This is a genomic window from Vibrio sp. 10N.261.51.F12, assembly GCF_041471725.1.
GTDB lineage: Bacteria > Pseudomonadota > Gammaproteobacteria > Enterobacterales > Vibrionaceae > Vibrio.
The window spans coordinates 1-25299 of record NZ_JBFROV010000002.1 but is presented as its reverse complement, the minus strand read 5'-3'; the positions used below and the strand labels follow the sequence as shown (position 1 = coordinate 25299).

Genomic DNA, 25299 nt, shown 5'->3' with positions numbered 1-25299 from the left:
ACAAATCTTAAACTATCTTTTGGCTAGAAGCCTTACTGATTATTGCCTTGAACCCTTGTGGGCTCTGCCGTGTCAGTGAGGACGCATTATAGAGATCACAAGCTGATTGGCAAGTGTTTTTTATGAAAAGCTTTGATAAAACGAGCGTTTGATAGTTTATTGACCGAAAGCCGCTAAAAGATAACCTTTTAGTGCAAATACCATTCGTTTATAAACGCTCGCTATAGTGAGGTATCTTCAAAATAGTAAGAAATCCGAGCTCTTGGGTTCAAATAATCGCGAATTTTCTCTGGTAACCGATCCGGATGAATAACGGACTCGACCTTAAGGTCTTTACTTTCCAAGGTAATGATCGGCGCTTGTAGTTTAGGAACGCTAGAATCGTACACCAACACATTTGGGTAGAGTAAATTGCCACTGTTAATAGACACCACTAAGCCAATCATCTGATTCGATAACTTTACAATGGTACCCGGAGGGTACACTCCCATATACTTAATTAAGATGCTGAGGTTTTCTTGACTATATTTCTCTTTAGAATGCTTATATAAATAAGAAAGTGCTGTATACGGGATTTTTCTTTCTGTTGATACCTGATGATGGCATAAGTTATCAAAAGCATTAGCGACAGAAACAATTTGTGATATTGCTGATATCTGGTTTCCATGCAGTCCCAATGGGTACCCTGAACCATTGAGTAATTCATGATGCTGCTCTATAACCTCAATGACCTCTTCAGGTAACCCTTGAACACTTCGCGCGATATCGCCGCCATACTTGGTATGTAATTTTAGATAATTCAACTCAGGTTCATTGAGAGGTGACGTTTTACGCAGTATTGCCGAAGGAACTTTTGATTTACCAATGTCATGAAATAACGCGGCTAAAGCCACTACTTTTATGGTCTTAGCATCACACCCCTTTGCTTTCGCTATCAGCATCGACAGTACTGAGACATTAAGGCAATGAAAATAAAGATCTTCAAATTCATTTTTACCCCCCATAAGGTGTAACGTCACGTCATCTTCACCTAGCAGAGAATCAACAATATCTTCAATTAGCAATTCAGATTCTTGGATTGCTAATTCAGGCCGGCTTCTCAGCTTTGCCATAATATTTCTAATTCGAGCAAGTGAACGATCAAATTCTTTTTCGCAACGAGACACTCGGCGTCGATACAAGCTTAGTTTTTCTATCCGCTCTTGCTTTTCTGCCCACAACCTTTCCGCATCAGCATTGTCTTCTTGATTTATCGTGTTTGAAGTCGCTGCCGGTGTGGCTTCGATTGGAAGAGGTAATACATCACTGAGTTCAGGTGTGATATAAACATACTTAACGCCAAGTTGTTTAATTACTCGTACCTGTTCGTTGGATTTGATCTTGAACGTATTAAACAGAAAGGGGTGATCGTTCCATTTTACTGGAAGTCGGATATGCAACCCCGGTTGAATCCGATTCACTGATATTTTTGTACTCGCCACAAAGACCACATGCTCAATTTATAACAACGCAAGAGTGTAATAAAGTTGGCCGCGGTCTTCATCTATCCAGTATCAAATACTCAACAATTTGTGCATTTCGTCAAAGATAGTTCATAAAAACAAGCTCTTCTCTAACTAAACACCAAATAATATGGCGATAATTTAATGCGTTAGATTACAGGCTTGTTCTTGAGTAGTGCCTCTATTCTTGGGTCGAGACTTTTACCATGTGCTTGCTCAAACTCTTCACGCTTGATATCCACCAGATTCTTGACTGAGTGTTGAGCAAGACCTTTTGGTACCTCAGTCACTAACTTACCTTTTTCTTGAAGGCTCATAGCCTCGCGGTAAAACTCTTTAAATCGTTTGATTATCATGGATTGAGGCACTCGTCGAAGCTCATAACCTTTATTTTGAATAATCCAGGTTTCCAATTGATTTTGCGGCGTCTTTGCCACGACTCGGTTCATGGCTTCGATGAGTTCCGATTCAGTGAGCTGACTTTTAAGTAGCGTTAATTCACCCATTATCGGGGGCCACTTTTCACCGGCTTGCAGGCGTTCGCGACAGTGTTGCATGATGCGCATTAGTTCCGCTTCAGTTACGCTATCAGCGAAGTCTAAAAAACGCCCTGTGGGGCGGCGTCCATACGACTTAAGCCAGGTAGACTCATAAATACTCAATAACGTGCCAAAGATATAGTTACACCAATCACTCGGCACCTTTTCGTGTGTCGTTTCTTCTACTAACGATTTAGGTAACGCACTTCTTTGTTGAGAAATAGCAGGCTTGGGATGCACCGTATTCGATGCCTGAGAAGGTGCAGGAACCGCAGCCGAAGAAGGCTTAGAGCTAGAGGCTTTCAGGTGATCTAGACTTCCACTGACACCCATTTCTCTGAGTTTTCTTTCCATGGAACCAAAATCCACATTCTTTGGTTTCTTACCATTAGCCATATTCAACACCTACGTTATGATTAAAAAGGGGGGAACAATTTCACTCTAAAAGTCTGGCTTTTTACCCTGCCCTCTTAAAAACTCTCTAAACTCTTCCGATGGACTGACATCGACAGCTTTATTGTTTTGATACGACTGACGTCTTCTTTCTTCAGCTTGTTTACGACGATCTTCCGATTGTTTCTCATTCACAATCCATAGCCGTAGTTTATTCAACATCTGAGTGACTGACGTATACTCATTCGCTCGAGCTTTATAATACACCACAAACTTCTCCCAAAAGAGATTTGGATCTATCTCCAAACGCGAAAATGCGAGCGGTTGTTGCGCCCATTCAGGTACAACAAATTCGTTGAGTTCATGCGTTGAAATATATTGTTGACTATCGCCTTGATTCGGATTTTTCTTAGGGCGACCCGCGGCTTTAGGAAAAGCACTCGCATGTTTAGGTTTTGCTGATTCACCAATAATAGAGCGAAGACTACCTGACTGTTTAGCAAATGCTAGCCAGTTATCTAGCTGCCCTGCCAAACGGTTTATATTCATCGTCGGGGCTGGGTTTGTTTCCTGCATAAAACTTTGCCAAACCGCATCTCGACGGTTAGCCGGTGTTTTATACAAATCAAGCTGTTGATGTGACCAACCAGGTGCGCTGGAATTATTCTGCGTGCTAATTTTTGTCGGAGGTGGCGCCGATGCCTCTGCCGTCGACATCGTAACGACAGGAATCGAGATAGCATCTTGCTCTGGCGTAAGCAGTTTAAGGTGATGGATTTGCTTCCGCCCTCTCGTTTCAACATGAGATTTATTGATAAGCCCTTTATTCGCCAACGACGTTAATAGGTCAGCTAAAGAAAACTCACCCATTAAACACTCACTTGCGATATCACTTAAACCAATAAAGACACTGCCATCATGACTGGCCAAATCGGCTAGCTTTAATAATACTAGCTTCTCACTTGCGTCAATGTTGGTTTGTTGCCACGCAATATGGGTAAATTTCGCACTCACAGTCACTCTCCTATTCGTTACCTTGATTTTAGCGCCTTTCGCTTCGAAAGACGAGCAAAGCCCTAGGCCAGCGATTTTAACATTCTGCTCTAAATGAGAATCATCGAATATTTTCACCGAGTCGCCGGCATTGTTATTTTAATTCTCACCCCCAAACAATAAGTAATACAAAAGTACAATTAAAAGTTATTGTCGATACGATAAAAAAACCAAAAAAGCAGTTAATCAAAATACATATACAAATGTAATTCATTGATTAATATGAACTAAAGTCAATATGTTCAAATTTCATATAAAACCAATTCTCTGCCCATCAAAATTATAATTATCAGTATTAAATACTCAATCACAATCTTGAATTATTGTAGTACAAATAAAGTCATGAATGATTAATATATTGACCAATACCTATGACAACAAGAAGACATAAAAATGGAACTCAATACCTTTATCGTCGGCGTCTACTTCCTCTTCCTAATTGCTATTGGATGGATGTTTCGCACGTTTACTAGTACAACAAGTGATTACTTTCGTGGTGGTGGTAATATGCTTTGGTGGATGGTCGGTGCAACGGCTTTCATGACTCAATTCAGCGCCTGGACCTTCACTGGTGCAGCTGGCAAAGCATACGCTGATGGTTTTGCTGTCGCCATGATCTTCCTTGCCAATGCATTTGGTTATCTAATGAACTATCTGTATTTTGCGCCTAAATTTCGCCAACTACGAGTTGTAACACCGATTGATGCCATCAGAATGCGCTTTGGTAGCCTGAATGAACAAGTGTTTACCTGGTCTGGTATGCCTAATAGCATTATCTCTGCAGGTATTTGGCTAAACGGTCTCGCTATTATTGCTTCTGGCATATTTGGTTTCGACATGACCACAACCATCGTATTAACTGGACTTGTTGTCCTAATAATGTCGGTCACTGGTGGTTCATGGGCGGTTATCGCCTCTGACTTTATGCAGATGGTTATCATAATGGCAGTAACTGTTACTTGTGCTGTCGTTGCCATCGTCCAGGGAGGAGGTGTAACAGAAATCATCAATAACTTCCCAGTACAAGAAGGCGCATCATTTGTATCAGGCAATAACTTAAACTACGTCAGCATCTTTGGTATCTGGGCGTTCTTTATCTTCTTTAAGCAATTCAGTATCACTAACAATATGCTGAACTCATATCGCTACCTTGCCGCCAAAGATTCCAAAAACGCAAAAAAAGCCGCTTTGTTGGCCTGTATTCTAATGACGCTTGGCCCAGTAATTTGGTTCCTGCCTCCTTGGTTCATTGCAGGGCAAGGCATTGACCTAGCTGCGCAGTACCCTGATGCAGGCTCTAAAGCTGGTGACTTTGCTTACTTATACTTTGTAGAAAAATACATGCCTGCGGGTATGGTAGGCCTGCTCATTGCAGCAATGTTCGCCGCAACAATGTCATCAATGGATTCTGGTCTGAACCGAAATTCAGGCATCTTCGTAATGAATTTCTACCAGCCGATTTTGCGCCCTGAAGCAACTGAGAAAGAGCTGATGGTCGTATCAAAAATAACGTCAACGTTTTTTGGTATCGCCATTATCCTCATCGCTCTATTTATCAACTCATTAAAAGGGTTGAGCCTGTTTGATACGATGATGTATGTCGGGGCACTGATTGGCTTCCCAATGACCATTCCAGCATTTTGTGGATTTTTCATTAAGAAGACACCAGACTGGGCAGGTTGGGGAACCCTCATCGTTGGCGCAATCGTCTCATATATTGTGGGGTTCATTATCACTGCCGAGATGCTACAAAACTGGTTTAACTTACAACCGCTAACGGGTCGTGAATGGTCAGATCTCAAGGTAGCGGTCGGTTTGATTGCGCACCTTACCTTCACTGGCGGATTCTTCGTTTTGTCGACATTGTTCTACAAACCATTAGAAGGAAAACGTCAACAAGATGTAGATCGATTCTTTAGTAACCTCTCTACGCCATTAGTTTCTGACTCGACTGAACAGAAGAAACTTGATAACAAGCAGCGCCATATGCTGGGTTCATTAATTGCGGTATCAGGCGTTGCTGTGATGGCAATGTTTGCATTGCCTAACCCGATGTGGGGAAGAATGACGTTTGTTCTTTGTGGCTTCATTGTTCTTCTTGTCGGCTTGTTACTTGTGAAAGCCGTTGATGACAGCGTCGAGAATGAGGGAAATAAAACCAGTACGCCCAAAGAAGTCTAAACTCACGCTTTTTAACCTTCACATCTAAACCTCACCTAGCCTCGATCCTTATCGAGGCTTTTTTACACTTGCATATAAGCAGTAGACATCAATACCGTTTATCGTTACGAAAAAGTCAAATAAGTATCAATCACTCAACCACATCGTGACGGTATATCTGTTTCACCGTTTATATATAGCTTGTAATACACTGAAACATTATGTCTTTTTACTGTCACTGAAGTGAATCAATTCTGTCACTCGAAATTCTTATATTCCCCTCCTAACAAATAGACGCCTATATTAAAGGGAATAAAATGTTTAAAACAATGCTGGCTGCCGCCGTGACGTTTGCTGTAAGTGCTTCTGCTTTTGCCATGGACACGCGCTATGAAGATCGCACCGGTAACCTAGTTGCAGATTTACCCCAAAACGAAGCGCAATGGAATGACCCATCTACGCTAGTCTTTGCCTATACACCAGTCGAAGACCCTGCCGTTTATGCGAGTGTATGGAGCGAGTTTCTTGAACATCTGGAAGAAAAAACCGGCAAGAGTGTTCGTTTTTTCCCCGTTCAAAATAACGCAGCTCAAATTGAAGCAATGCGTTCTGGTCGCCTTCATATTGCGGGATTCAACACTGGTTCAACACCACTTGCCGTGAACTGTTCTGGTTTTGTTCCCTTCACGATTATGGCTGGTGAAGATGGGTCATTTGGTTACGAAATGGAGATCATCACCCACCCAAACTCAGGTATCGAAAAAGTCGAAGACCTGAAAGGGAAGAACCTTGCGTTCACTTCACAAACATCAAACTCTGGATTTAAAGCACCTTCCGCCATTTTGAGTGCAGAGTACGATATGACACCTGATAATGATTTCAAACCAGTATTCTCTGGTGCTCACGACAACTCGATCATGGGTGTAGCACATCGAGATTACGATGCAGCCGCAATCGCAAACTCAGTTCTGACTCGCATGCTTGACCGCGATGTAGTCAAGGAAGCTGACATCAAAAATATCTATACCTCACAAACCTTCCCAACCACGGCTTACGGTGTTGCCCATAACCTGCATCCAGATCTGCAAGAAAAGATCCAAGACGCGTTCTTTAGCTTCGATTGGGATGGAACCAAGCTACAGGAAGAGTTTACTCGTAACGGCGAATCACAATTTATTCCTATTACATACAAAGAACATTGGGCGGTTATCCGCACCATCGATGAAGCGAACGACGTTTCATACACTTGTCGTTAATAGGATAAACCATGTCTACTCTTCAACTTCGTTCGCTGTCGATGCATTACTCCTCCAAGGATAAAGCACTGACCAATGTCTCATTAGATATTGATGCCGGTGAAGTGATTGGACTTATCGGCCCCTCAGGGGCCGGTAAATCAACACTCATTCGCTGTATCAATCGACTAACTGAACCTACAACAGGCGAAGTCCTTTTCAAAGGACAAGACCTAACTAAACTGAATAGTCGTGAATTACGCCGTTCTCGTCGCGAAATAGCGATGATATTCCAAGAGTATGCGCTCATCGAACGGCTCACTGTGATGGAAAACGTACTCTCAGGGCGCCTAGGCTATGTACCGTTCTGGCGTAGTTTTCTACGTAAATACCAAGGCGATGATATTCAAACCGCCTACGCGCTTCTTGACCGAGTCGGGTTGCTAGAACACGCAAACAAACGCGCCGATGCGTTATCAGGCGGTCAACGTCAACGGGTCGGTATCGCCCGGGCACTCGCTCAACAACCAGAGCTTCTCCTTATTGATGAACCAACAGCTGCGCTTGATCCAAGAACGGCGAGACAAGTCATGCGTTTGATTTGCGATATCTGTAGAGAGCAGAACCTGCCTGCCATCATCAATATCCACGATGTTAATCTGGCTAAGCAGTTTGTTGGACGGATAATCGGTCTACGCGCCGGTGAGGTCGTGTTTGATGGTCACCCCAATGAACTCAATGAATCCGTGCTTACCCAAATCTACGGTGAAGAGGACTGGAATACTCAAGACGAAGCCATTCCAGAAATCACCATGAACATGGTTGGAGTGCCGGTATAATGACGCGTACTTACCCAAGCCAATGGAAAAAACCGCCTTTTATTAACCAGCCGTTATGGCGATGGGGGCTCTGGATCGCTGCGGCCCTGTATTTCTATACGGCCATTGGTTCGATCGAAATTAATTGGATGCGAGTCTATGAGGGCTCAGAGCGAGGACTAAAATTCATCCTGGCTTTCCTGCAGCCTGATTTCGCAAGCCGTTGGGATAGTATTACTAGCGGGCTCATTGAAAGCTTAACCATGACGCTGACCTCTACGGTCGCGGGCGTACTATTGTCGATTCCATTTGGCTTAGGCGCAGCCAAGAACCTGGCACCTAAACCAGTGTATCTTTTCTGTCGCAGCTTCATTGCAGTCGCTCGTAGCTTTCAAGAAATCATCATTGCGATCTTATGTGTTGCTCTGTTTGGCTTTGGCACATTTGCAGGTTTTGTCACGCTAACATTTGCCACTATCGGCTTTCTCGCCAAGCTATTTGCCGAAGAAATTGAAGCCATCGATCCAGCGACGTTAACAGCAATGAAGGCGACGGGCGCAAGCTGGATTCAGCAGGTAAACTATGCCGTCCAACCGCAGGTCATGCCACGAATAATCGGGTTATGTTTATACCGATTAGACATCAACTTCCGCGAGTCCGCAGTCATTGGAATTGTCGGTGCTGGCGGGATAGGTGCGACACTCAATACCGCAATGGATCGCTACGAATACAGTTCTGCCGCAGCCATTCTTCTCATCATCATTGGCTTAGTCATGCTGGCTGAGTATTTCTCCGCCATTATTCGCAACCGTATTCAATAAGGTTTTAACATGTCTAACGGTACTACTTCTTCCTATCAAACCGAGTGGCAAAAACACTCTCAAGAGCAAAGCTTACTTCGCTGGTTTGGTTGGTTTACTTTTGTTGCATTATGCGTGTTTTGCTGGCAGGTAATGAATAGTGACACGATGTGGTTTTTTGTTATCGATGCTCCAAATCAGATGTCTGACATTGGAGGACGAATGTGGCCACCACGTTGGTCCTACATGGAGCAGCTTTGGCAACCACTTTGGGACACCCTTAACATCGCAACACTCGGTACATTATTGGGAGTCATTATTGCCTTCCCTATCGCGTTCTTGGCCGCGAGAAATACAACGCCTTCTAGATTATTTGTACGCCCAATCGCACTTTATATTATTGCTGCTAGCCGCTCTATTAACTCTTTAATCTGGGCACTTTTACTTGTCGCTGTTCTAGGTCCAGGGTTACTCGCCGGTATCATTGCCATCGCTTTACGCTCGGTTGGCTTTGTTGCCAAGTTAATGTACGAAGCCATCGAAGAGGTCAATAAAAACCAAGTCGCTGCGATTACCACAACGGGCGCATCGCCATTGCAAGTACTCGACTATGCCGTGATGCCACAAATTCTGCCTAGCTTCATCGGAACATCGATCTTTCGCTGGGATATTAATATTCGCGAGTCAACGGTACTTGGCTTAGTGGGAGCGGGAGGGATTGGCTTAAAACTCGAAGAGTCAATGTCGATTTTGGCATGGCCACAAGTGACCGTTATCTTTATTTCGATCCTTGCGACGGTTGTTTTTTCAGAGTGGATATCTGCACGCTGTCGTCACGCACTTATCTAGTGTTTTCAGCTCACTTTGGCTAATCTGAAATACAAAAAAGCCTCAACATTCGTCGAGGCTTTTTTGTTTAAATATGGTACGGTAGGCGGACTAAAAAAACAAACGTATTAAACTGATTTAAAAGTAATTATATAAAACAATAATCACAAGGGGTTACTTAAAGGGTTACATTAATCAGCTGTCATTTAAAACGACTCAGTTTTTACTCAAGAGCAATTATTTAAATTTCACCAATATAAAATTGTGTTAACTCACTCGCAACTAAAACAATTCTCATTCTCAATGACAATTAAAGTTCGTCAATCTAATATATTTCACACACATATTACTCCTATGTACCCACCAGCATAGGAGTTCATTATGCCCACCTCGATTATTCAATTGTACGCTTTCATCCGACACCAGATGCCCAAGCTACACATACAATCAACTCACCTTAATGCTAGAGTGTAGATGATCACTATACGCACCTACACGTTACCTTTACGATTCTTAAAGCATCGTAAAAACATCTAATTTCAGACTACTTATCTGAACATTGATTACGGCCTCATTTTGTACAATATCTCCCCATAGTCTTTGTTCATAACACCTGTTAACCTTACGGAAATCATGGGCATATATTCACTCTCTTTCTTATTGATGTACTTGCTAATACCACACGCTTAATACCTATCAATAACGGTTTACGAAAATAAGCCGCTTTTATTTTCTATGCATATATCCCTGTAAACCAATCTATTAATAAAAAGGAATTTTCTATGAAAAAGACGTTAGTTTCTGTGCTTATTGCTACTGCAACCCTTGCTGGTTGCGGCGGTAGTGGCTCATCTGAGCCTTCACAACCATCCAACTCTACGTTGTTATCCGGTCGTGCCATTGACGGCTATATCGTTGGTGCCACGGTTCATTATGATTTTAATTCAAATGGTGTTGTCGATCCTGATGAACCATCGGCTATCACCGAGGCTGGTGGTGTGTTCACTATTGAAGGTGACATAACCGAAGAGCAGCAAGCCTGCCTTGAATACGTCCCAGTGATCGTAGATGTACCTGTCGGAGCTATTGATGAAGACTTAGGGGAAGTGACTCAAGCATATGTACTTAACCTGCCACCAGCGTTCACGTTGCCAGAAGAGGTAGCGAATGGCTCCGTTAACATTACGCCACTCACCACAATGTTGTGGGAGTCCGCGAAACAGACGGTTGAAAGAGAGCAAGGAGAAGCGTATAGCTGTGAATTAGTGAAAGACAATGAACAAGTCCGCAATGCGATAAAAGACGCCATGCGTAACGTAGCGGGTGATTTAGTTTGGCATTTCAATATCTCAGAGGAAGAGCTGTGGAGTGATTACATAGCGGATGGTAACAGTGCAGTCTACGGCATTGCTGAGCAGCTTATGGCATCCATTCAACTTTCATTTGAAGAGACTTATGAATTGTCGCTTCAGTACCCATATGCACATATCAACGTAGCTCACTACCTTAACGATCCAACGGACTGGCAACGCCAAGATGATGAACAGTTGTGGTACAAATCGGTTTCCATACGTCAAGGTAGCTTCTGGTCTGAATCCGTCTATGTGGTAGATGATAACTGGCTACCCGAACGTTTGATTAGAAACTACCTGCAAGAAGACAGTATCACTGACTTTGGTACCGTGGGTTATGTAAATGAATACCGCAACATGAGTTCTGATCCAAGCTTTGACGATTACATTTGCAGTAAGTCAGAAACTTTACTTTCAAAGATAGCTGACACTGACAACCAATACGGCATGGATAACAAGTCATCGTTCTATGATCTTAGTGAATTGGAGTGTAATGAGGTTAGTTTGACTGATACAGCTGATAGCCAAAACATGACGCTTTCGACTGCGAGAGTGAGTGGTGTGTACGATGAAGACGGAAGCCGTTACAAGTGGAATACAGTACCAAGTGAGTACGCGCACTGGTTTGGTTTCAGTGCTGATGTGGAGAGTATCGACATTGATGCATTCAATGCTGATATCGCAGCATTACCGCAAGTCTATGGTGCTCAAGATTCGGTTGGGGCTGATTGGTGGGAGCATACAAAGCGTTATAAGGAAGGTGAGAGCAACGTATCTGAGCACCGAACTAATGTGCCGACTGAAATGCCCAATGGTGATATGACAATGCACTATCGGTTTGTTTCTTACCCTAATGGGACGTTCAAGTATGAGTGTGGCAGTGGTGATGGGTGGTATGACTGTACTAAGTAGCCACGCTTAAACTGGCGGCATAGAAGGGAGCAACTGCTCCCTTTTAATACTCAAAACACGTTTTTGGACAATTCTAATTTACGACATTGCTAATTTAGGAAAGCATAAACTACTAAAGGTATAGCAAAAATCGCTTATGCAATAGTCTTGTATCAATGGAATAGATCATTCCATTGCTACCCCACCACTTTGTCACCCTTTATAGCTCTGCATTTTTGAAAATTAGATCAATTAGTGTTCTAGCCAAGCGTGCCTCTCATTTTGTCGAAATGATAAAGTTCACAATATAAAAAACATGATCAAGATCTTGTTTTAGAACATTTTAATAAAAAATTAAACCTTTAAAAATAGTAACTTAAAATAAAATCCAGACGTAGATCAAATTTTCAAACTTGATTCGGTTGTCTATTTGAATGTAACTTTCGTAACCGGTTACGATGTTCTGGTTATTTTTTTATCTCCATTTCGTAACCGGTTACGGAGCGTTAAGATTTGTTATAAAAGCGAGTCATTAGTGATTGAACAGCGTGCCGCATGAATCACTGAGTCAACACTTTTAAAGCACTCAAATTGTATATTTAGAATTAAGGGTTAGTTATGTACGACATTATTGTTCTTGGTAGTATTAATATGGATGTTATTGCGGAATGTAAGTCTTATCCGAATAGCGGAGATACGGCATTTTGCAATGCAATTAATATGCAATCGGGTGGAAAAGGAAACAACCAAGCCATCAGCGCAGCTAATTACGGTAAAAAAGTCTGCTTTGTCGGGTCTGTGGGTAATGATAGCCAAGGCAAATCATTAAGAGATAACTTAAAGACCAGAAATATCTCAGATGAGCACATTGTGATTAAGCCAAACTCCAAAACCGGGACCTGTGTTGGCCTAGTAGAGCCGACTGGAGAAAATACGTTAATCGTCAATCCCGGGGCGAATATGGAGCTAACCTCCGATGATGTGGCAGAGGTGTTCAACCGTATCGAAGGAACAATTCTATTAATCCAAATGGAAACGAGCAAAGAGTCGGTTCTTGAAGCGATGAAAATCGCTAAACAAAAAGGCATGCTGGTTATCTTGGATCCCGCTCCCGTCGATGGGATTTGCAAAGAGTCTTTTGTCTACGCAGACATTATTGTGCCAAACAGTGCCGAAACCAAATTCATTACTGGCATTGAAGTGTACAACGAGTCAACGGCACTAGAGGCGGCAAAAGCAATCCATGCTCTGGGCGTAGAAACCGTCATTATAAAAATGGGTGGCAATGGTTGCTTGCTGTTCAAAAACGATAAATCCACCTTCATTCCTGCTCTGAAAGTCGATGCGGTTGATACCGTTGGTGCTGGCGATTGTTTTGCTGGTGCACTGGCGAGCCACCTTAGTGACGATGTTGCGATTGAAGATGCAATCAAGTTCGCTCAAGTGGTTGCTGGCATTAAAGTAACTCGTTTTGGTGGACAAGATGCGCTGCCTTCTATGACCGAAGTCGAAGACAAGATGATCGCTATCTAAGCTTAAATCATTTCCGATTTCTAACGTAAATCTAACCTTATTTGGTACAGCTATGCTTACTACATTAAATTCCTATTTTACGAGTTTTATATCTTTAGGTGCTCCTGCGATGATGTTTTTCATCATCACGCTACTGTCTTTACTATTCCGAGTGAAGTTAACAAAGGCTCTAGAAGGTGGCATCACTATGGCAGTGGCACTCACCGGTATGGGCGCCATTATTTCATTGCTGACTAGTGCCTTTGGCCCTGCCCTACAGAAGTTTGTTGAGTCAACCGGTGTCGAACTATCAGTCACCGACCTTGGCTGGGCTCCACTAGCCGTCATTACATGGGGCTCAGTCTATACTCTGTACTTTGCTCTGGTTTGTATTGTGATTAACTTAGCTTTGCTTTCAGCAAACAAAGTAAAGACACTCAATGTTGACCTATTCAACATTTGGAACCTTTCGGTTATCGGACTGCTGACGATGTACTTCTCCGGTAACAATATGGTACTCACCACGATTGTTGTTGGCGGGATATATGTACTAGTTTTGTTTAATTCTGACGCGTTGCAACCTAGCATCAAGAAGTTACTTAAATACGATGACGACAGTATTACGACCACCGCTCACCCTTCCTTATTGATATGTCCGCCAGTGCTGATCATCAATAAATTTATTTCTCGCGTCTTTCCTTTCATTGATAAATACGACTTTGACGCCGATAAGCTTAACGAAAAAATCGGGTTCTGGGGCAGCAAGTTTGCTATCGGTGTGTACCTAGGATTGTTTGTTGGTCTACTAGCCGAACTGCCTATGGATGAACTGTTTGCGCTCTCGTTTACAGCGGGTGTGGCTTTAGAGTTGTTTGCTTTGGTAGGTAATTGGTTTGGCCCTGCAATTAAACCTTTGTCTGACGGTATTGCATCGACCATGAAAAAAAGATTCAAAGGTCGTGAAGTGTTTGTTGCTATCGATTGGCCAATACTTGCCTCTCGAGCGGAGCTTTGGGCAGTAGTGAATATCTTAGCACCAATCTTACTGTTCTTCGCAGTCTTGTTGCCTGGAAATAATGTCTTACCACTAGGTGGCATTCTACTGACAGTGTTGGCTCCAGCGCTACTTGTTATTACTCAAGGTAAGGTACTTCGAATGACCATCATTGGCACTATTTTGATCCCTATTTTCTTGTGGGCGGCAACCTTAATCGCAGAGTTTGTAACTAACACCTCGATTGCAATGAACAGCCTGCCAAGCGGTTTAGCCGAAGGACAACTGTTCTCGTCCGTCGATTCCATGCCTCTTGAGAAAATGCTATCGATACTGATCGCGAAAGCGTCACTGATACCCAATATTGAATCCATACTCCTAGCAGCCGCGGCTGTAGCAGCTTATCTTGCAATGTTCATTTGGTACTTTAAAGCAATGAAAAAAACAGAAATCAACGAAACACCTGTACAAAACACTTTGAGCGTTGAGGGGACTAAGTAATGGAAAAATCATTTGGTGCGTCATTGATGGTCGCCGATCCACTTAACCTAAATGTTCAACTAAAAGAGCTAGAAAGTGCCGATATTGATTTTTACCACATCGATATTATGGATGGACAATTTGTTAATAATTTTGCATTGAGCATCGACTATATACGTTCGATCAAGCACGTTGTTACCAAGCCAATTGACGTGCACCTTATGGTGGAAAACCCAGAAAGGTATATCGGTGAATTGGCGAGCGTTGGCGTCGACATCATTACAGTACACGCGGAAGCTGTGACCCATCTCCACGGCGTACTTGCTGAAATCAAAAAGCACAACATCAAAGCGGGTGTTGCTTTAAATCCATCGACATCGGTTGAGTCTTTAGATTTTGTCGCAGATATGATTGATGTTTTGGTTGTGATGACCGTAAATCCAGGATTCGCAGGCCAGAAGTTCATCGATTCTATGTATAAAAAGGTAGAACGTGCGAAAGACTGGGTAGCGAGCAATAACTTGGATACTCTTATCCAAGTTGACGGAAATATTGGTCACCACTCAATCCCAGGCTGTTACGACAATGGAGCCAATATGTTCGTACTTGGCACCAGTGCGCTGTTTCACAACCGAGGTACACTGAGCGAAAACCTGAAAGAAACACGAGAACTGGTTTAATCGCACGTAATTTGAACGTTAAAAAAGCGGGTTTTCTCCATAGAAGACCCGCTTTTATTTGTACATGCGCCCTAACATTCCGTTTTCCTACGATTTCAGGCGACAATAGTCGACTCTCGCTCTACAAGCATTGGAGTAATCACGACCCTACGTTTGATCTCTATCCCATTGACCAACTCTATTAATGTATTTACAGACTCCCTACCGATCTGTGTAACGTCTTGGTCTATCGAACTGAGTCTAGGTACAGAATATTCATTGATATGGGAGTTATCGTAACCAATCATTAAAACGTTTTCAGGAACAATAATATCGAAATCACGACAAGCTCGAATGGCACCAAACGCCATCGCATCGTTTGAGCAAAACACACCATCGAACGACGGTTTTTCTTCTAGGAACGTTTTAAAACAACGGTATCCTCCTTCTGAAGTCAAATCACTTTCGACCAACGTGACAGAGACCTCAAGCTGGTGCTCAGCGACGTATTGACGAAAGCCTTCCAATCTCAGATTAGAAATCGTATCATCACTTGCCCCAGTTAAAAGAACCACATTTCGACACCCTTTTTGCATCAAGTGTTTCGCCGCTAACTGTCCCCCGAAGATATGATCAACATTGACTGAAGAAAAGTCATGATCGTGTGCAGAGCGGTCAATGGTTACCACCTTAGTTCCCGTTTTTTCCAAGCCTTCCAGATCCGATTGTTCAATGGCCAGAGAGTTAATAATGGCACCACAGACAAAGTTACTCTTTATCGAATTCAGGTAGTACTCGACCTTCGCTCTGTCGTCTCCTGTCAACACATGCATGGTGTTGTACCCGTGCTTACTGGCCTCTTTTTCTATCTCAGTCAACAGCTCAGAAAAGAATTGGTTGTTGAGCGTTGGCAGCATCACCGCGATTAGCTTAGCGCGTCCGTGAGATAAGTTCTTTGCCATCATATTCGGTACGTAACCAACCTCTTCCATGATGGTGAGTATTTTTTCGCGCATCATCGCGCTGACATCGCTTTTATTATTTATTACGCGTGACACAGTGGCGACAGAGACACCCGCGATTTTTGCGATATCTTTAATTGTGGTCATAACATCTCCTAACAAACTAAGAACAATTGTTAATTGCCAGCTCAGTCATGTCAATAATTAGAGTCCATTGGTACCGTTTGATTGGAACCCTTACTTAGTATCATGCTGTCATACACCACTCAGCCATATGCTGTATTTAATGAATCAATCGATACAACGCATGGCTGAAGTACTAGGTGGATGAGTTAGACTTCTGAGCTAGAGTGATCTCTTCTTCTACCCAAACCAGAAGCTGCTTAATGGCTTTCGATAATACTTGATTCTGCCTCACCACGTATCCCAGGCTCGTGGTCGAAAAGTCTGGAAGTTGTGTCACTTTAGATCGCAACTGACGATGAGTTGAAATCGCAAATTCTGGAATGATCGCAACTCCAAAGCCCGCTTCCGCCCAATCAATCTGTGCATCGACACTACTGACCTCCATCACTCGGTAATTACTCAGCTCCAGCTTAGGCAAAACACCATCAACGAATTCTCGCGTACGAGTATCATGTCCTAACAAGATCAAGGTTAACTCAGCATCACTCGCCGAGTTTTGCTGATCATCTTCATTTAAGGTGTTTTGCCCCTGAAATAGTTCCAAATGGTCACCCAGCGCGCACCATTTGATCTTTTTCAATTCGGTGAAATGTAAAGGTTCGCTGTGCTTTTGTGAAATGACAAAGCCCAGATCTGCTTGGGCGCTTTTCACCGATTCCGATGCCTGTGATGAGGTAGTATTTAAAAGCGTAAAATCGATACCTGGGTATTTTTTCTTGAACAGCTGAAATGGTCGTATCAGTAATACTCTTGATATAATATCACTCACGGCAATAGTTAACGTCCCTATTTTGAGGTCGTTAATAGCATTGAGATCAGCCTGACAAATCTGCAGTTCAAGTAACGTCCTTTGGCTTGTATCTAATAGCCTTTCACCCGCTTGAGTCAGTTGAAATGGGCTTCTTTCAATCAACTTAATGCGTGTTATTTGCTCTAACTGCTTTAAGTGCAAACTCACATTAGGTTGTGTCATATGAAGTGCGTTAGCCGCTTTACCGAAATGCTTGTATTCCGCTAGCGTCACAAACGTCTTCAACAAATGAATATCGAGTATCATACCTTTCGTTTGTTCCTCACATGATATATGAAATCCTTATCAAGATAATAAGGATAATTAACTTTTCTTATCCATCTTATAGGCCTAACATAATTTCTCAATCAGTTAGGAGAAAAATTATGCCATCTATTGTTGTTGTAGGCGCAAACTGGGGCGATGAAGGCAAAGGCCGTATCGTTGATTTTTTAGCAGACCAAGCTTCTGCTAGCATTCGCTTTCAAGGCGGAAACAATGCTGGTCATACCGTAGTCAATGACTTCGGTACGTTCAAACTGCATCAACTTCCGAGTGGTATTTTTAATCCTGATTGTACAGCAGTTCTTGGCCCTGGCATGGTGATCAGCCCTGCTGCATTAACTGAAGAGATTGCAGAAGTGCAAGCAGCTGGCATCAAAGTGAAAATGGCGATTTCAGACCGTGCGACACTGTGTCTACCTTTACATGCCCTTGAAGATACGCTTGAAGAAGAGCGCTTGGGTGATGGCGCTTATGGTTCAACACGTCAAGGTATTGCACCTGCGTATGGCGACCGTGTGATGAAGAAAGGCATCCTGGTGGGTTGGTTAAATCAACCTGACATCTTAGAGCAGCGCATTCAATTCCTGCTTGATTGGAAAATGCCTCAGCTTAAGGCCCTATACCCTCAATGTGATTTCTCTCAGACTGCTTCTGAAATGACTGAATGGCTACTTGAAGTGACTAAAGCTTGGCGCCCGTTCATTTGCAACGTAACTGAGCCGCTTAAAGCACTGCAATCACAAGACGCGAACCTGTTGTTTGAAGCTCAGTTAGGTGCAGGCCGTGATCTTGTCTACGGTGAATACCCTTGGACAACCTCTTCTAATGTAACAGCAGCTTACGCGGGTATCGGTAGTGGTTTACCTGCCCTTCGTCCTGAACGCGTAATTGCCGTGGCGAAATCATTCAGCTCATCAGTTGGTACTGGCACACTAGTTACAGCAATGGAAGAACAAGACCGCTTTCGAGAAAGCTCTAACGAATACGGCGCAACAACGGGCCGCCCACGAGATATGGGTTACTTTGATGCTGTAGCAACTCGCAACGGCGTTGAGCTGCAAGCCGCGACTGAAATCGCACTGACTAAGATTGATTGCCTATCTGGCTTGTCTGAACTTAAGATCTGTACGGCTTACTCAGGCGAACACACTGAGAACCCAATCTGGCCACAAACTGCTGAACTAAAGCCTATATATGAAGATATGGATGGCTGGGACGAAGACATCACGGGTTGCCGCACGTTTGAAAGTCTTCCTCAAGCTGCACAAGATTACGTTACTCGTATCGAAGAATTGATGGGGGTGCCAATTGTAATGGTATCGGTAGGCCCTGAACGTGACCAAATGATCATCAAAGATTAGAATGCGAGCTGGTTTAGATTATCTAAACTGAGTGCATATGATTTCTAATCAGACATAATAAGAACCCAACGAACCGGGCATTAATCGCTCTACTCGTTGGGTTGTTTTATAATAACTGTAGAAACAACTACTTTATAAGTTACTGGGTATCATTTGATGCCTTTGTGGAAGCTTGATTAGAAAGTACTGCATAGAAAGAAGCCATTGCAGCTTGCTTTCCAGTCGTTTACAGCTCTACATTATCGCGCTCACCTATTCGCTCTAACACCCAATCGGTCACCTCTTCTTCTACCCATGCTACTGAACGACAACCTAGTGACACTGCTTTAGGAAACTGCCCTTCACTCATGTATTTGTAGATGGTAGAACGTGCGAGGCTGGTTAAGGTCATTACTTCTTTTAGTTTGATTAATCTCATGATGAATTCCGGTTAGTTCAACTCATGAGATAACGAGAATGTGCATTTAATTACTCCACTGCGTAAATCACCACACTCCAACTTTTTTCAACCACACATTACCTTTCTGAAGCCAGCTAATCGCAGGCTTCCATTTATGCACTTTTCTCAAATCAAACAGAGCAGGAGGCACTTATGCCGTTTGTTTTCATTGCTGGCTTTATCGTTGGCGCTGGCTTGTACCACATCAACAAGGAGGCGAATGGTGAATCCCCACCAACCTACTAAGACGCTAATCGAATTGTTCATCTATGGCGTTGTGAGCGGTTACAACTGGGCTAAACGACAAGATAAACAGCAACCATAACCTAAAGCAGCCCTGCGTGATTGGGCTGCTTATATGGGGAAGGATTCCATTATTTTTTAACTACATATTACTTGGATGCACATACCTTTAACGCACAGAAGGAAAGTACATGCATTCAAATCATTACACGCCAAACGAACCTACAGAGCTTCGTCAAATCTTAGAGACCGCAGCAACTCTGCTAGCAGTCAAGTATTCTCGGGCAGGCTCATTCACCAGCCCAGAAAACACTAAGCAATACCTACAGATGAAACTGGCGCATTACGACAGAGAAGTATTTGCCGTAATGTTTCTTGATAATCAAAACCAGTTGATTGAATACAAGGAGATGTTCTTTGGCACCATTGATGCCGCTAGCGTTTATCCAAGAGAAGTCGTTAAAGAAGGATTAATGTTGAATGCGGCGGCGGTTATCTTTGGTCATAATCATCCGTCCGGTTTGCCGGAGCCATCACAAGCCGATCGTAGAATCACTCAACGTCTCTCTGATGCTTTAGCTCTGGTTGATATCCGAGTATTAGATCATGTCGTCGTAGGTGAGCAATGCGTATCTTTTGCTGAGCGAGGTTTGTTATGAGCCAAACCACACCGCATCGACTGCTAGTGGAATACCTCAATGTCCTTGTTGAGCAATTAGATATTCCTACTTTTGCTACACGTATCACCCTTAACTTTCGAGTGTCGAGCTACTACGAAGACCGTAGCGGCTTTCATCCTGTCGAGATCCAACTCAACAGAGCTACAAGCCAATCAGACAATACTCATTGGAGCATCGTCTTTGTTGCTAGCTTTGCTTATCCAGACGAACAAACCAAAAAGATGGAGGTCGAGCTTTACTTCAATTTTCTGCGTGGATGGTTCTATCAACCGGACATTGAACGCTGCGAGCTCCACCAGCCACAAGTAACCAGCCTATATCAAAGCTATGAACGGTCTTTCCTCAAGCAAATTCAACAAGGCTCCTTTGACGGTATCCAAGCAACACTCGTCAATGTCGAGACGCCCACTGAATCATCTATCGCATAACTATCTACCAAGGAGGCATACCATGCCAGCCGCAACCAAAATTCAAACAATTCAGTTTCACCCTTGTGTACTGCCTATCTCTACTCGCTTTCATAACGCAATCACTAAGCAGGTTCAGGAGGCGAGTCTTGATTACTATTCCGATACCTTAACCATTAACTTTCGTGATACGAGCTATAACGCTGAAGCTGGTGGGTATCATCCTGTAGAAATCATGATCCGTAATGAAGGTGATAAGTGGCGACTCTGTTACATCACCGACTTTGCTTATTCTGGAGGGGTTTATCCAGAGTTAACCATCGAGCTTGATTTCAATATTGAGAGCAACATATTCAGACAGATGTTTTTAGCACCTTGCGCTTTAGCACATCGAGAAGTGAAAGCTTTCTATCGAACATGGGAAGGTAACTTTTTGGAGTATTTATCTGATGGTGTGTTTGACCAAATCAAAGTCACCAAGAGCTGAAAAGCATCCAAGTTCCCATTTTAGCAATTTGGGAACTTGCCACCCCTTATGGAACAAGGCTTTTCGTTTCTGACCTGCTTTGAAGTTCCTCTAATCATCATTTTCATCGAAAAAAGGAAGCTGCGTTATGGCAGAAGTTCAAGCGGTCAAAAACCGTGACACGATTCAGCTCATCGGCCACTTATTAGAAATACGGCATAGTAAGCAAATGTCAGACATCTGGAATGTTGGTATTAATCTCGCTTTGCGGATTTCTGATTTACTGGCAATTAAGTTCAATGACATTGAAGAAGACCGTTTAACCATCTGTGAATCTAAAACGGGCAAAGTGGCCCAGATTGCATTGAATCCAAGAAGCTTAGAAATCATCCACCGCATTAAAAAGGAGAACCCCCACCACATCTACCTATTCCAATCTTACCGAAATCAGCAAGCAATAAACAAAGCTGCTAACCCATTGAGTCGTCGGGCTGTTAGCCAAGCGTTCTCATCGATTGGTGAAGAGATTAGCTTTCCGTTGGGGACTCACTCAATGCGAAAGACCAGAGGCTACCACCTCTACAAAAGCACCAAGAACATTGCACGAGTGATGCGAATGCTTCGCCATAGTTCCGAAGGCGTAACGTTGCGCTACATTGGTGTGACACAAGAAGATATTGATAATGACTTTAGAGAATTAGTGTTATGAACACAGAACCAAACGCCGTTACACCACCAGCTTGGTCCCCATGATAACTGGCTTAGCTCGTTCAACGATTTACAAATGGATGAGCGAAGGGCAACTTCCTAAAGTAGTTAAACTCAACTCTCGTCCAGTTAGTCGGATTGAGAGTGAAGTTCAATAATGGATCGCACGTAAGTTTCAACGCAGTGATAGCACAATAACGTAGGATCTACATCTACGTTATTGAAGAGATTGATATCAATCTCTTTTTTGCACTGAACTGTTCATAATTGAAAGTATCTGCGTTCTGCCTAAAACTAGAGATACTTCAGCGGTTAAGGGGGTTTTAAACAAGATTGTGGTTAGTTATCAAATCATTGAAAGAGCGCGAGTGTTTACAATGTTGCTATCAAATTATTCTCAAATAAGAGCTTAAGAGTGGCATAATCAACATTGATTTCATCAAGGATATGTTGATACTACTTCGGTTAGAATTAAAGTACTTAAAGAATGATCTCCAAAGATCGTCAGGGGCTTGGCTATGGAAAACTCAAATATTAGAACAACGCGGATAAATACCGCGGGTATAAAAAAGCATTTTAAGAAATACGAGAAGAATCGTGAACAAGCGATTTTTGAGTTGGTGGCTAACGGGTTCGATGCAAAAGCTACAATAGTAAAGGTTATCACTGAAGAAGTTATAGGAACTAATAGTGTCGCTGTTATAGATAACGGACATGGCATTGATGCATCCCAGACGGATAAGCATTTCTCTCGCTTTAATGATTCCCAGAAAGTTGGTGACGATGATACTCAAGGTGCTCATGGTAGAGGAAGGTTGGCATTTCACCTACTGTGTAACAATGCTGATTGGTATTCTCGCTTCAATGGGAAAGATATCAAAATCTCGATTGGTGCTGAAGACTTAGAGCACTTTAATCTGGATAGCAACCTTCCAGTAGATAGCCAGAAGAGCGATGTTGTTGTTCATGGTCAAGGAACTTATGTTGAACTTTATAACTTTACTCATAACTTACCTGTTCAAGAGCACTTGTATTCAATGCTTCAGAAAGTTTTTGGGTGGCGATTAGCACTTAACAAAAACTTAAAGCTATTCCTCAACGAGCAAGAGATCGCAGTACCTCAATGTACACAAAAGTCGGTTCCAATCGAAATTGACAATGAAATGCTTCAAGTCTCATTTTTCTTATGGACAGACAAACCTGAAGGAGAGAACTCAAAGTTTTACTTAGTACACTCCAATGGAAGAGTATTATATCGAGATAATACATCTTTCAATCGTAAAGCCGGTTTCTACCTTAGTGCATACATCCAAGGCGATTGGGTGAACCGTTTTGATAAACACTGTACTTCGCTCGACTTCGATGGGAATGAATTGACGCCCGCTAACCCAAATAGTGCCGTTTACAATCAACTGCTCAAAAGCGTAAAACAGATAGGAAACGAGCTTTACGTAGAGTTCATTAGAAATCAAATCGATCAAAAATTAGAACAATATGTTCAAGATGGCTACTTTCCCAAATATGCAAACTTGAACAAAAATGATGCCGAGTGGCGGTTAGATAACATTAAGTCAGTTGTTCGTGAAGTTTGGATTGCAGACCCTCAGATTTTCAACAACGTAAAGAAAAAGCCCTTAAAAATTATAATATCTTTGTTAGACAAGCTTCTCGTATCGAATGAAAACGATACTTTGCTAGATTTACTAGAATCAATTATTGACTTAGATAAAGGCAAGCTTGAACGCCTCACTGACGTACTCAAAAGAACTACACTCGACAACATTATTAGTACTATTGAAGTACTTCAACGAAGAGAGATTGTTGTTGATCAGATCGAGCATATCATGCTCAATAATTATAAAGACGTATTAGAAACACCACATTTACAGAAGATTATTGAAGCTAACACTTGGCTGTTTGGTGAACAACACTCTCTAATTGGCGCAGAAGAAGATGACTTTCAAAAAACAGCAACTCGATTGAGGGTGCAAGTTAGTAAGTTTGAAGATCTTTCCCAAAACGATATTGATCCTGAAGATATTGAGCTTGGCCTTGATGTTGAAGGAGTCAGGAGGCAAGTCGACCTATTTCTTGCGCGTAAAAGAAAAGAATACGAAAACGGTAAACCTTTTTATAAGTGCACCATCATTGAAATTAAAAGACCAGGTGTATCTCTCAATAAGAAGCACTTAAGGCAGTTAGAAGACTACGCTGATATCATAGCGGCACACCCTGGGTTTAGTCATCAGAACATGCGTTTTGAGTTAATTCTGGTTGGTAGAAAAATATCCTCGACAGACAATGGGATAACTAAAGCATGGGACACTTCTGAAATACATAACGATTCTGGTTTAGTATTTAGTCAAAAAAGTCCTGTCATCAAGGGGTACGTTAAAACTTGGGCAACTATAGCAAGTGACTTTCGTTTATCGAACGATTACCTTTTAGATAAGTTAAAAAATAAAAGAGATTGCTATGATTCTGTTCCTACAGAGGAGCTTGTAAGTGATTTACAACAGCCTTCAGAGTAACCAAGCTACCGTATTTCATATCAGTGCATCTTAAGTCACTTTGTATACTAATGAGCCAGAGTGCAATTCTGGCTCAAAGTGTCTTTAGAATCTAAATCAATCCCTTCCTTGGATTACTGCATCCAAAATTACGGCGACCGTCACCATATGCTTTGGTCTTTTCTTTTGCCAAGTAGGCTAACGCTTTCGCTAATAACCCCAGCTTTTCCTGAAATTTAACAGTAGTGCGATCACCACCCAAGGTATTGGGCTTCCCTTCAGAAATATGCACCAGTCCCTCGATTTCTTCTACCATCATCCCTAAAGCACTAGCCCATGCTTGTTTGATTTTCCAAACTAAACTCTTTGAATGATTCATACTCCCTTTTTTATAAAAGAGGTCTTTATTCAGAATAAGTACCACATGATAATGAACTCGACCACTCTTACTCAGCTCCCTCACCCATATGTAATTCACATAACAGGTTTTATATAATCGCTTTCCTTGAATAGCTCTATTGCGCATGTACGTGTCAACCTGTGCCTTAAATGAAGCAAAAAAACGTTTAAACATATCTACGTTTGCATTCACAAAAAACATCGGCGCATCCCACTCTAACGAATTTTCAGAAAGGCTATACTCCTTCGGCTCGTGCAAGTCGCACCTTATAAAAACTAACCTTGGTTGAACGTCTAATGCACCCATAACAGTGTCATTGATACGGGCAAGGTGACGTTGGTTTAAAGAACCATACTGAGCTGGGATTTGAGCAAATTGAAACATGTTCATGAAAATCTCTCCTGTGTTGTTTGATTTCACATAGAAAGAGAATGATGCGTAACAATTTACATAAAACTGTTCTGCCTTAGCAGTGAGTGAATCTCTATTGCCTATGGCTAGAGATCTTAGCTGACTAATCAACATGTACGGTATGCATCAGTAGTGTGGCTACTGAGTGTTGTACTGCTAGTAATGCTCATATAAAGAGTGTTTGTATAGTAGCTATATTACTAATCCACAAAGCGCACTGTTTCTTTCAAGGCTG

At 42.4% G+C, this 25299-nt stretch carries 23 protein-coding genes; 16 read left to right on the top strand and 7 right to left on the bottom strand.

Going from position 1 to position 25299, the window contains the following annotated elements:
• Positions 1-221 precede the first annotated feature (221 nt).
• The 3 genes from AB4405_RS01645 to AB4405_RS01635 form a co-directional block, all read right to left on the bottom strand.
• The gene (locus tag AB4405_RS01645) at positions 222-1481 is read right to left on the bottom strand and encodes an HD-GYP domain-containing protein (RefSeq protein WP_372059372.1); all 1260 of its coding nucleotides are present in this window, start codon (positions 1479-1481) and stop codon (positions 222-224) included.
• 170 nt (positions 1482-1651) lie between these two features.
• The gene (locus AB4405_RS01640) at positions 1652-2437 is read right to left on the bottom strand and encodes a hypothetical protein (RefSeq protein WP_372059371.1); all 786 of its coding nucleotides are present in this window, start codon (positions 2435-2437) and stop codon (positions 1652-1654) included.
• 45 nt (positions 2438-2482) lie between these two features.
• Positions 2483-3448 carry a hypothetical protein gene (locus AB4405_RS01635; protein ID WP_372059370.1) on the bottom strand — a complete coding sequence of 322 codons (966 nt, stop codon included), beginning with the start codon at positions 3446-3448 and terminating at the stop codon, positions 2483-2485.
• A gap of 432 nt (positions 3449-3880) precedes the next feature.
• On the opposite strand from AB4405_RS01635, the gene AB4405_RS01630 reads away from it, so the two are divergent.
• From AB4405_RS01630 to AB4405_RS01590, 9 genes are all read left to right on the top strand, one after another.
• The gene (locus AB4405_RS01630; protein ID WP_102469754.1) at positions 3881-5668 is read left to right on the top strand and encodes a sodium:solute symporter family protein; all 1788 of its coding nucleotides are present in this window, start codon (positions 3881-3883) and stop codon (positions 5666-5668) included.
• A gap of 296 nt (positions 5669-5964) precedes the next feature.
• Positions 5965-6903 (top strand): phosphate/phosphite/phosphonate ABC transporter substrate-binding protein, encoded by a 939-nt coding sequence (phnD, locus tag AB4405_RS01625; protein ID WP_372059369.1) that lies wholly within the window; start codon positions 5965-5967, stop codon positions 6901-6903.
• An 11-nt stretch (positions 6904-6914) separates the two neighbouring features.
• Positions 6915-7721: a phosphonate ABC transporter ATP-binding protein gene (phnC, locus tag AB4405_RS01620; RefSeq protein WP_372059368.1), complete on the top strand. Its 807-nt coding sequence runs from the start codon at positions 6915-6917 to the stop codon at positions 7719-7721.
• On the top strand, positions 7721-8521 hold the full coding sequence (gene phnE, locus AB4405_RS01615; protein ID WP_372059367.1) for a phosphonate ABC transporter, permease protein PhnE: 801 nt from the start codon (positions 7721-7723) through the stop codon (positions 8519-8521). Before phnC ends, phnE (AB4405_RS01615) begins: the two co-directional genes overlap by 1 nt.
• Before the next feature lie 9 nt (positions 8522-8530).
• Positions 8531-9349: a phosphonate ABC transporter, permease protein PhnE gene (gene phnE / locus AB4405_RS01610; protein ID WP_102469750.1), complete on the top strand. Its 819-nt coding sequence runs from the start codon at positions 8531-8533 to the stop codon at positions 9347-9349.
• A gap of 761 nt (positions 9350-10110) precedes the next feature.
• Positions 10111-11592 (top strand): hypothetical protein, encoded by a 1482-nt coding sequence (locus AB4405_RS01605; RefSeq protein ID WP_372059366.1) that lies wholly within the window; start codon positions 10111-10113, stop codon positions 11590-11592.
• Positions 11593-12189: 597 nt separating this feature from the next.
• A complete protein-coding gene (gene rbsK, locus AB4405_RS01600) occupies positions 12190-13104 on the top strand; it encodes a ribokinase (RefSeq protein WP_372059365.1) in 915 nt (304 codons plus the stop codon).
• 52 nt (positions 13105-13156) lie between these two features.
• A complete protein-coding gene (locus tag AB4405_RS01595; RefSeq protein ID WP_372059364.1) occupies positions 13157-14578 on the top strand; it encodes a PTS transporter subunit IIC in 1422 nt (473 codons plus the stop codon).
• Positions 14578-15237: a ribulose-phosphate 3-epimerase gene (locus AB4405_RS01590; RefSeq protein WP_372059363.1), complete on the top strand. Its 660-nt coding sequence runs from the start codon at positions 14578-14580 to the stop codon at positions 15235-15237. The genes AB4405_RS01595 and AB4405_RS01590 overlap by 1 nt, the downstream gene beginning before the upstream one ends.
• Before the next feature lie 95 nt (positions 15238-15332).
• On the opposite strand, the gene AB4405_RS01585 is transcribed toward AB4405_RS01590, so the two are convergent.
• On the bottom strand, positions 15333-16325 hold the full coding sequence (locus AB4405_RS01585; protein ID WP_372059362.1) for a LacI family DNA-binding transcriptional regulator: 993 nt from the start codon (positions 16323-16325) through the stop codon (positions 15333-15335).
• Positions 16326-16497: 172 nt separating this feature from the next.
• Positions 16498-17421, bottom strand: a complete 924-nt coding sequence (locus AB4405_RS01580; protein ID WP_372059361.1) for a LysR family transcriptional regulator — start codon at positions 17419-17421, stop codon at positions 16498-16500.
• A gap of 119 nt (positions 17422-17540) precedes the next feature.
• Here AB4405_RS01580 and AB4405_RS01575 point away from each other — a divergent pair, with 119 nt between their 5' ends.
• Positions 17541-18800, top strand: coding sequence for an adenylosuccinate synthase (locus AB4405_RS01575; protein ID WP_372059360.1), 1260 nt, complete (start codon positions 17541-17543; stop codon positions 18798-18800).
• A gap of 226 nt (positions 18801-19026) precedes the next feature.
• Here AB4405_RS01575 and AB4405_RS01570 read toward each other — a convergent pair whose 3' ends face one another.
• On the bottom strand, positions 19027-19218 hold the full coding sequence (locus AB4405_RS01570; protein ID WP_372059359.1) for an AlpA family transcriptional regulator: 192 nt from the start codon (positions 19216-19218) through the stop codon (positions 19027-19029).
• Between the two features lie 455 nt (positions 19219-19673).
• On the opposite strand from AB4405_RS01570, the gene radC reads away from it, so the two are divergent.
• The 6 genes from radC (at position 19674) to AB4405_RS01540 (ending at position 24274) form a co-directional block, all read left to right on the top strand.
• Positions 19674-20141, top strand: coding sequence for a DNA repair protein RadC (gene radC / locus AB4405_RS01565; protein ID WP_372059358.1), 468 nt, complete (start codon positions 19674-19676; stop codon positions 20139-20141).
• Complete coding sequence (locus AB4405_RS01560) at positions 20138-20590, top strand: DUF2787 domain-containing protein (RefSeq protein ID WP_372059357.1); 453 nt, start codon at positions 20138-20140, stop codon at positions 20588-20590. The genes radC and AB4405_RS01560 overlap by 4 nt, the downstream gene beginning before the upstream one ends.
• Positions 20591-20612: 22 nt before the next feature.
• Positions 20613-21056 (top strand): DUF2787 family protein, encoded by a 444-nt coding sequence (locus AB4405_RS01555; protein WP_372059356.1) that lies wholly within the window; start codon positions 20613-20615, stop codon positions 21054-21056.
• 127 nt (positions 21057-21183) lie between these two features.
• Positions 21184-21744 carry a tyrosine-type recombinase/integrase gene (locus tag AB4405_RS01550; protein WP_372059355.1) on the top strand — a complete coding sequence of 187 codons (561 nt, stop codon included), beginning with the start codon at positions 21184-21186 and terminating at the stop codon, positions 21742-21744.
• Positions 21745-21784: 40 nt separating this feature from the next.
• A complete protein-coding gene (locus AB4405_RS01545; protein WP_372059354.1) occupies positions 21785-21901 on the top strand; it encodes an AlpA family phage regulatory protein in 117 nt (38 codons plus the stop codon).
• A 360-nt stretch (positions 21902-22261) separates the two neighbouring features.
• Positions 22262-24274, top strand: coding sequence for an ATP-binding protein (locus tag AB4405_RS01540; RefSeq protein WP_372059352.1), 2013 nt, complete (start codon positions 22262-22264; stop codon positions 24272-24274).
• Positions 24275-24365: 91 nt separating this feature from the next.
• Here the strand turns inward: AB4405_RS01540 and AB4405_RS01535 are convergent, their stop codons facing one another.
• Complete coding sequence (locus AB4405_RS01535; protein ID WP_372059351.1) at positions 24366-25043, bottom strand: inovirus-type Gp2 protein; 678 nt, start codon at positions 25041-25043, stop codon at positions 24366-24368.
• Positions 25044-25299: the final 256 nt, after the last annotated feature.

Excerpts from the sequence above, each read along its gene's own strand:
- phnE (WP_102469750.1), top strand. The coding sequence starts at position 8,531 with ATGTCTAACGGTACTACTTCTTCCTATCAAACCGAGTGGCAAAAACAC.
- AB4405_RS01595 (WP_372059364.1), top strand. The coding sequence starts at position 13,157 with ATGCTTACTACATTAAATTCCTATTTTACGAGTTTTATATCTTTAGGT.
- AB4405_RS01630 (WP_102469754.1), top strand. The coding sequence starts at position 3,881 with ATGGAACTCAATACCTTTATCGTCGGCGTCTACTTCCTCTTCCTAATT.
- AB4405_RS01560 (WP_372059357.1), top strand. The coding sequence starts at position 20,138 with ATGAGCCAAACCACACCGCATCGACTGCTAGTGGAATACCTCAATGTC.
- AB4405_RS01575 (WP_372059360.1), top strand. The coding sequence starts at position 17,541 with ATGCCATCTATTGTTGTTGTAGGCGCAAACTGGGGCGATGAAGGCAAA.
- AB4405_RS01540 (WP_372059352.1), top strand. The coding sequence starts at position 22,262 with ATGGAAAACTCAAATATTAGAACAACGCGGATAAATACCGCGGGTATA.
- AB4405_RS01585 (WP_372059362.1), bottom strand. The coding sequence starts at position 16,325 with ATGACCACAATTAAAGATATCGCAAAAATCGCGGGTGTCTCTGTCGCC.
- AB4405_RS01570 (WP_372059359.1), bottom strand. The coding sequence starts at position 19,218 with ATGAGATTAATCAAACTAAAAGAAGTAATGACCTTAACCAGCCTCGCA.
- phnC (WP_372059368.1), top strand. The coding sequence starts at position 6,915 with ATGTCTACTCTTCAACTTCGTTCGCTGTCGATGCATTACTCCTCCAAG.
- AB4405_RS01535 (WP_372059351.1), bottom strand. The coding sequence starts at position 25,043 with ATGAACATGTTTCAATTTGCTCAAATCCCAGCTCAGTATGGTTCTTTA.
- AB4405_RS01590 (WP_372059363.1), top strand. The coding sequence starts at position 14,578 with ATGGAAAAATCATTTGGTGCGTCATTGATGGTCGCCGATCCACTTAAC.
- AB4405_RS01580 (WP_372059361.1), bottom strand. The coding sequence starts at position 17,421 with ATGATACTCGATATTCATTTGTTGAAGACGTTTGTGACGCTAGCGGAA.
- radC (WP_372059358.1), top strand. The coding sequence starts at position 19,674 with ATGCATTCAAATCATTACACGCCAAACGAACCTACAGAGCTTCGTCAA.
- AB4405_RS01550 (WP_372059355.1), top strand. The coding sequence starts at position 21,184 with ATGGCAGAAGTTCAAGCGGTCAAAAACCGTGACACGATTCAGCTCATC.
- AB4405_RS01555 (WP_372059356.1), top strand. The coding sequence starts at position 20,613 with ATGCCAGCCGCAACCAAAATTCAAACAATTCAGTTTCACCCTTGTGTA.
- AB4405_RS01605 (WP_372059366.1), top strand. The coding sequence starts at position 10,111 with ATGAAAAAGACGTTAGTTTCTGTGCTTATTGCTACTGCAACCCTTGCT.
- AB4405_RS01640 (WP_372059371.1), bottom strand. The coding sequence starts at position 2,437 with ATGGCTAATGGTAAGAAACCAAAGAATGTGGATTTTGGTTCCATGGAA.
- phnE (WP_372059367.1), top strand. The coding sequence starts at position 7,721 with ATGACGCGTACTTACCCAAGCCAATGGAAAAAACCGCCTTTTATTAAC.
- AB4405_RS01545 (WP_372059354.1), top strand. The coding sequence starts at position 21,785 with ATGATAACTGGCTTAGCTCGTTCAACGATTTACAAATGGATGAGCGAA.
- rbsK (WP_372059365.1), top strand. The coding sequence starts at position 12,190 with ATGTACGACATTATTGTTCTTGGTAGTATTAATATGGATGTTATTGCG.
- phnD (WP_372059369.1), top strand. The coding sequence starts at position 5,965 with ATGTTTAAAACAATGCTGGCTGCCGCCGTGACGTTTGCTGTAAGTGCT.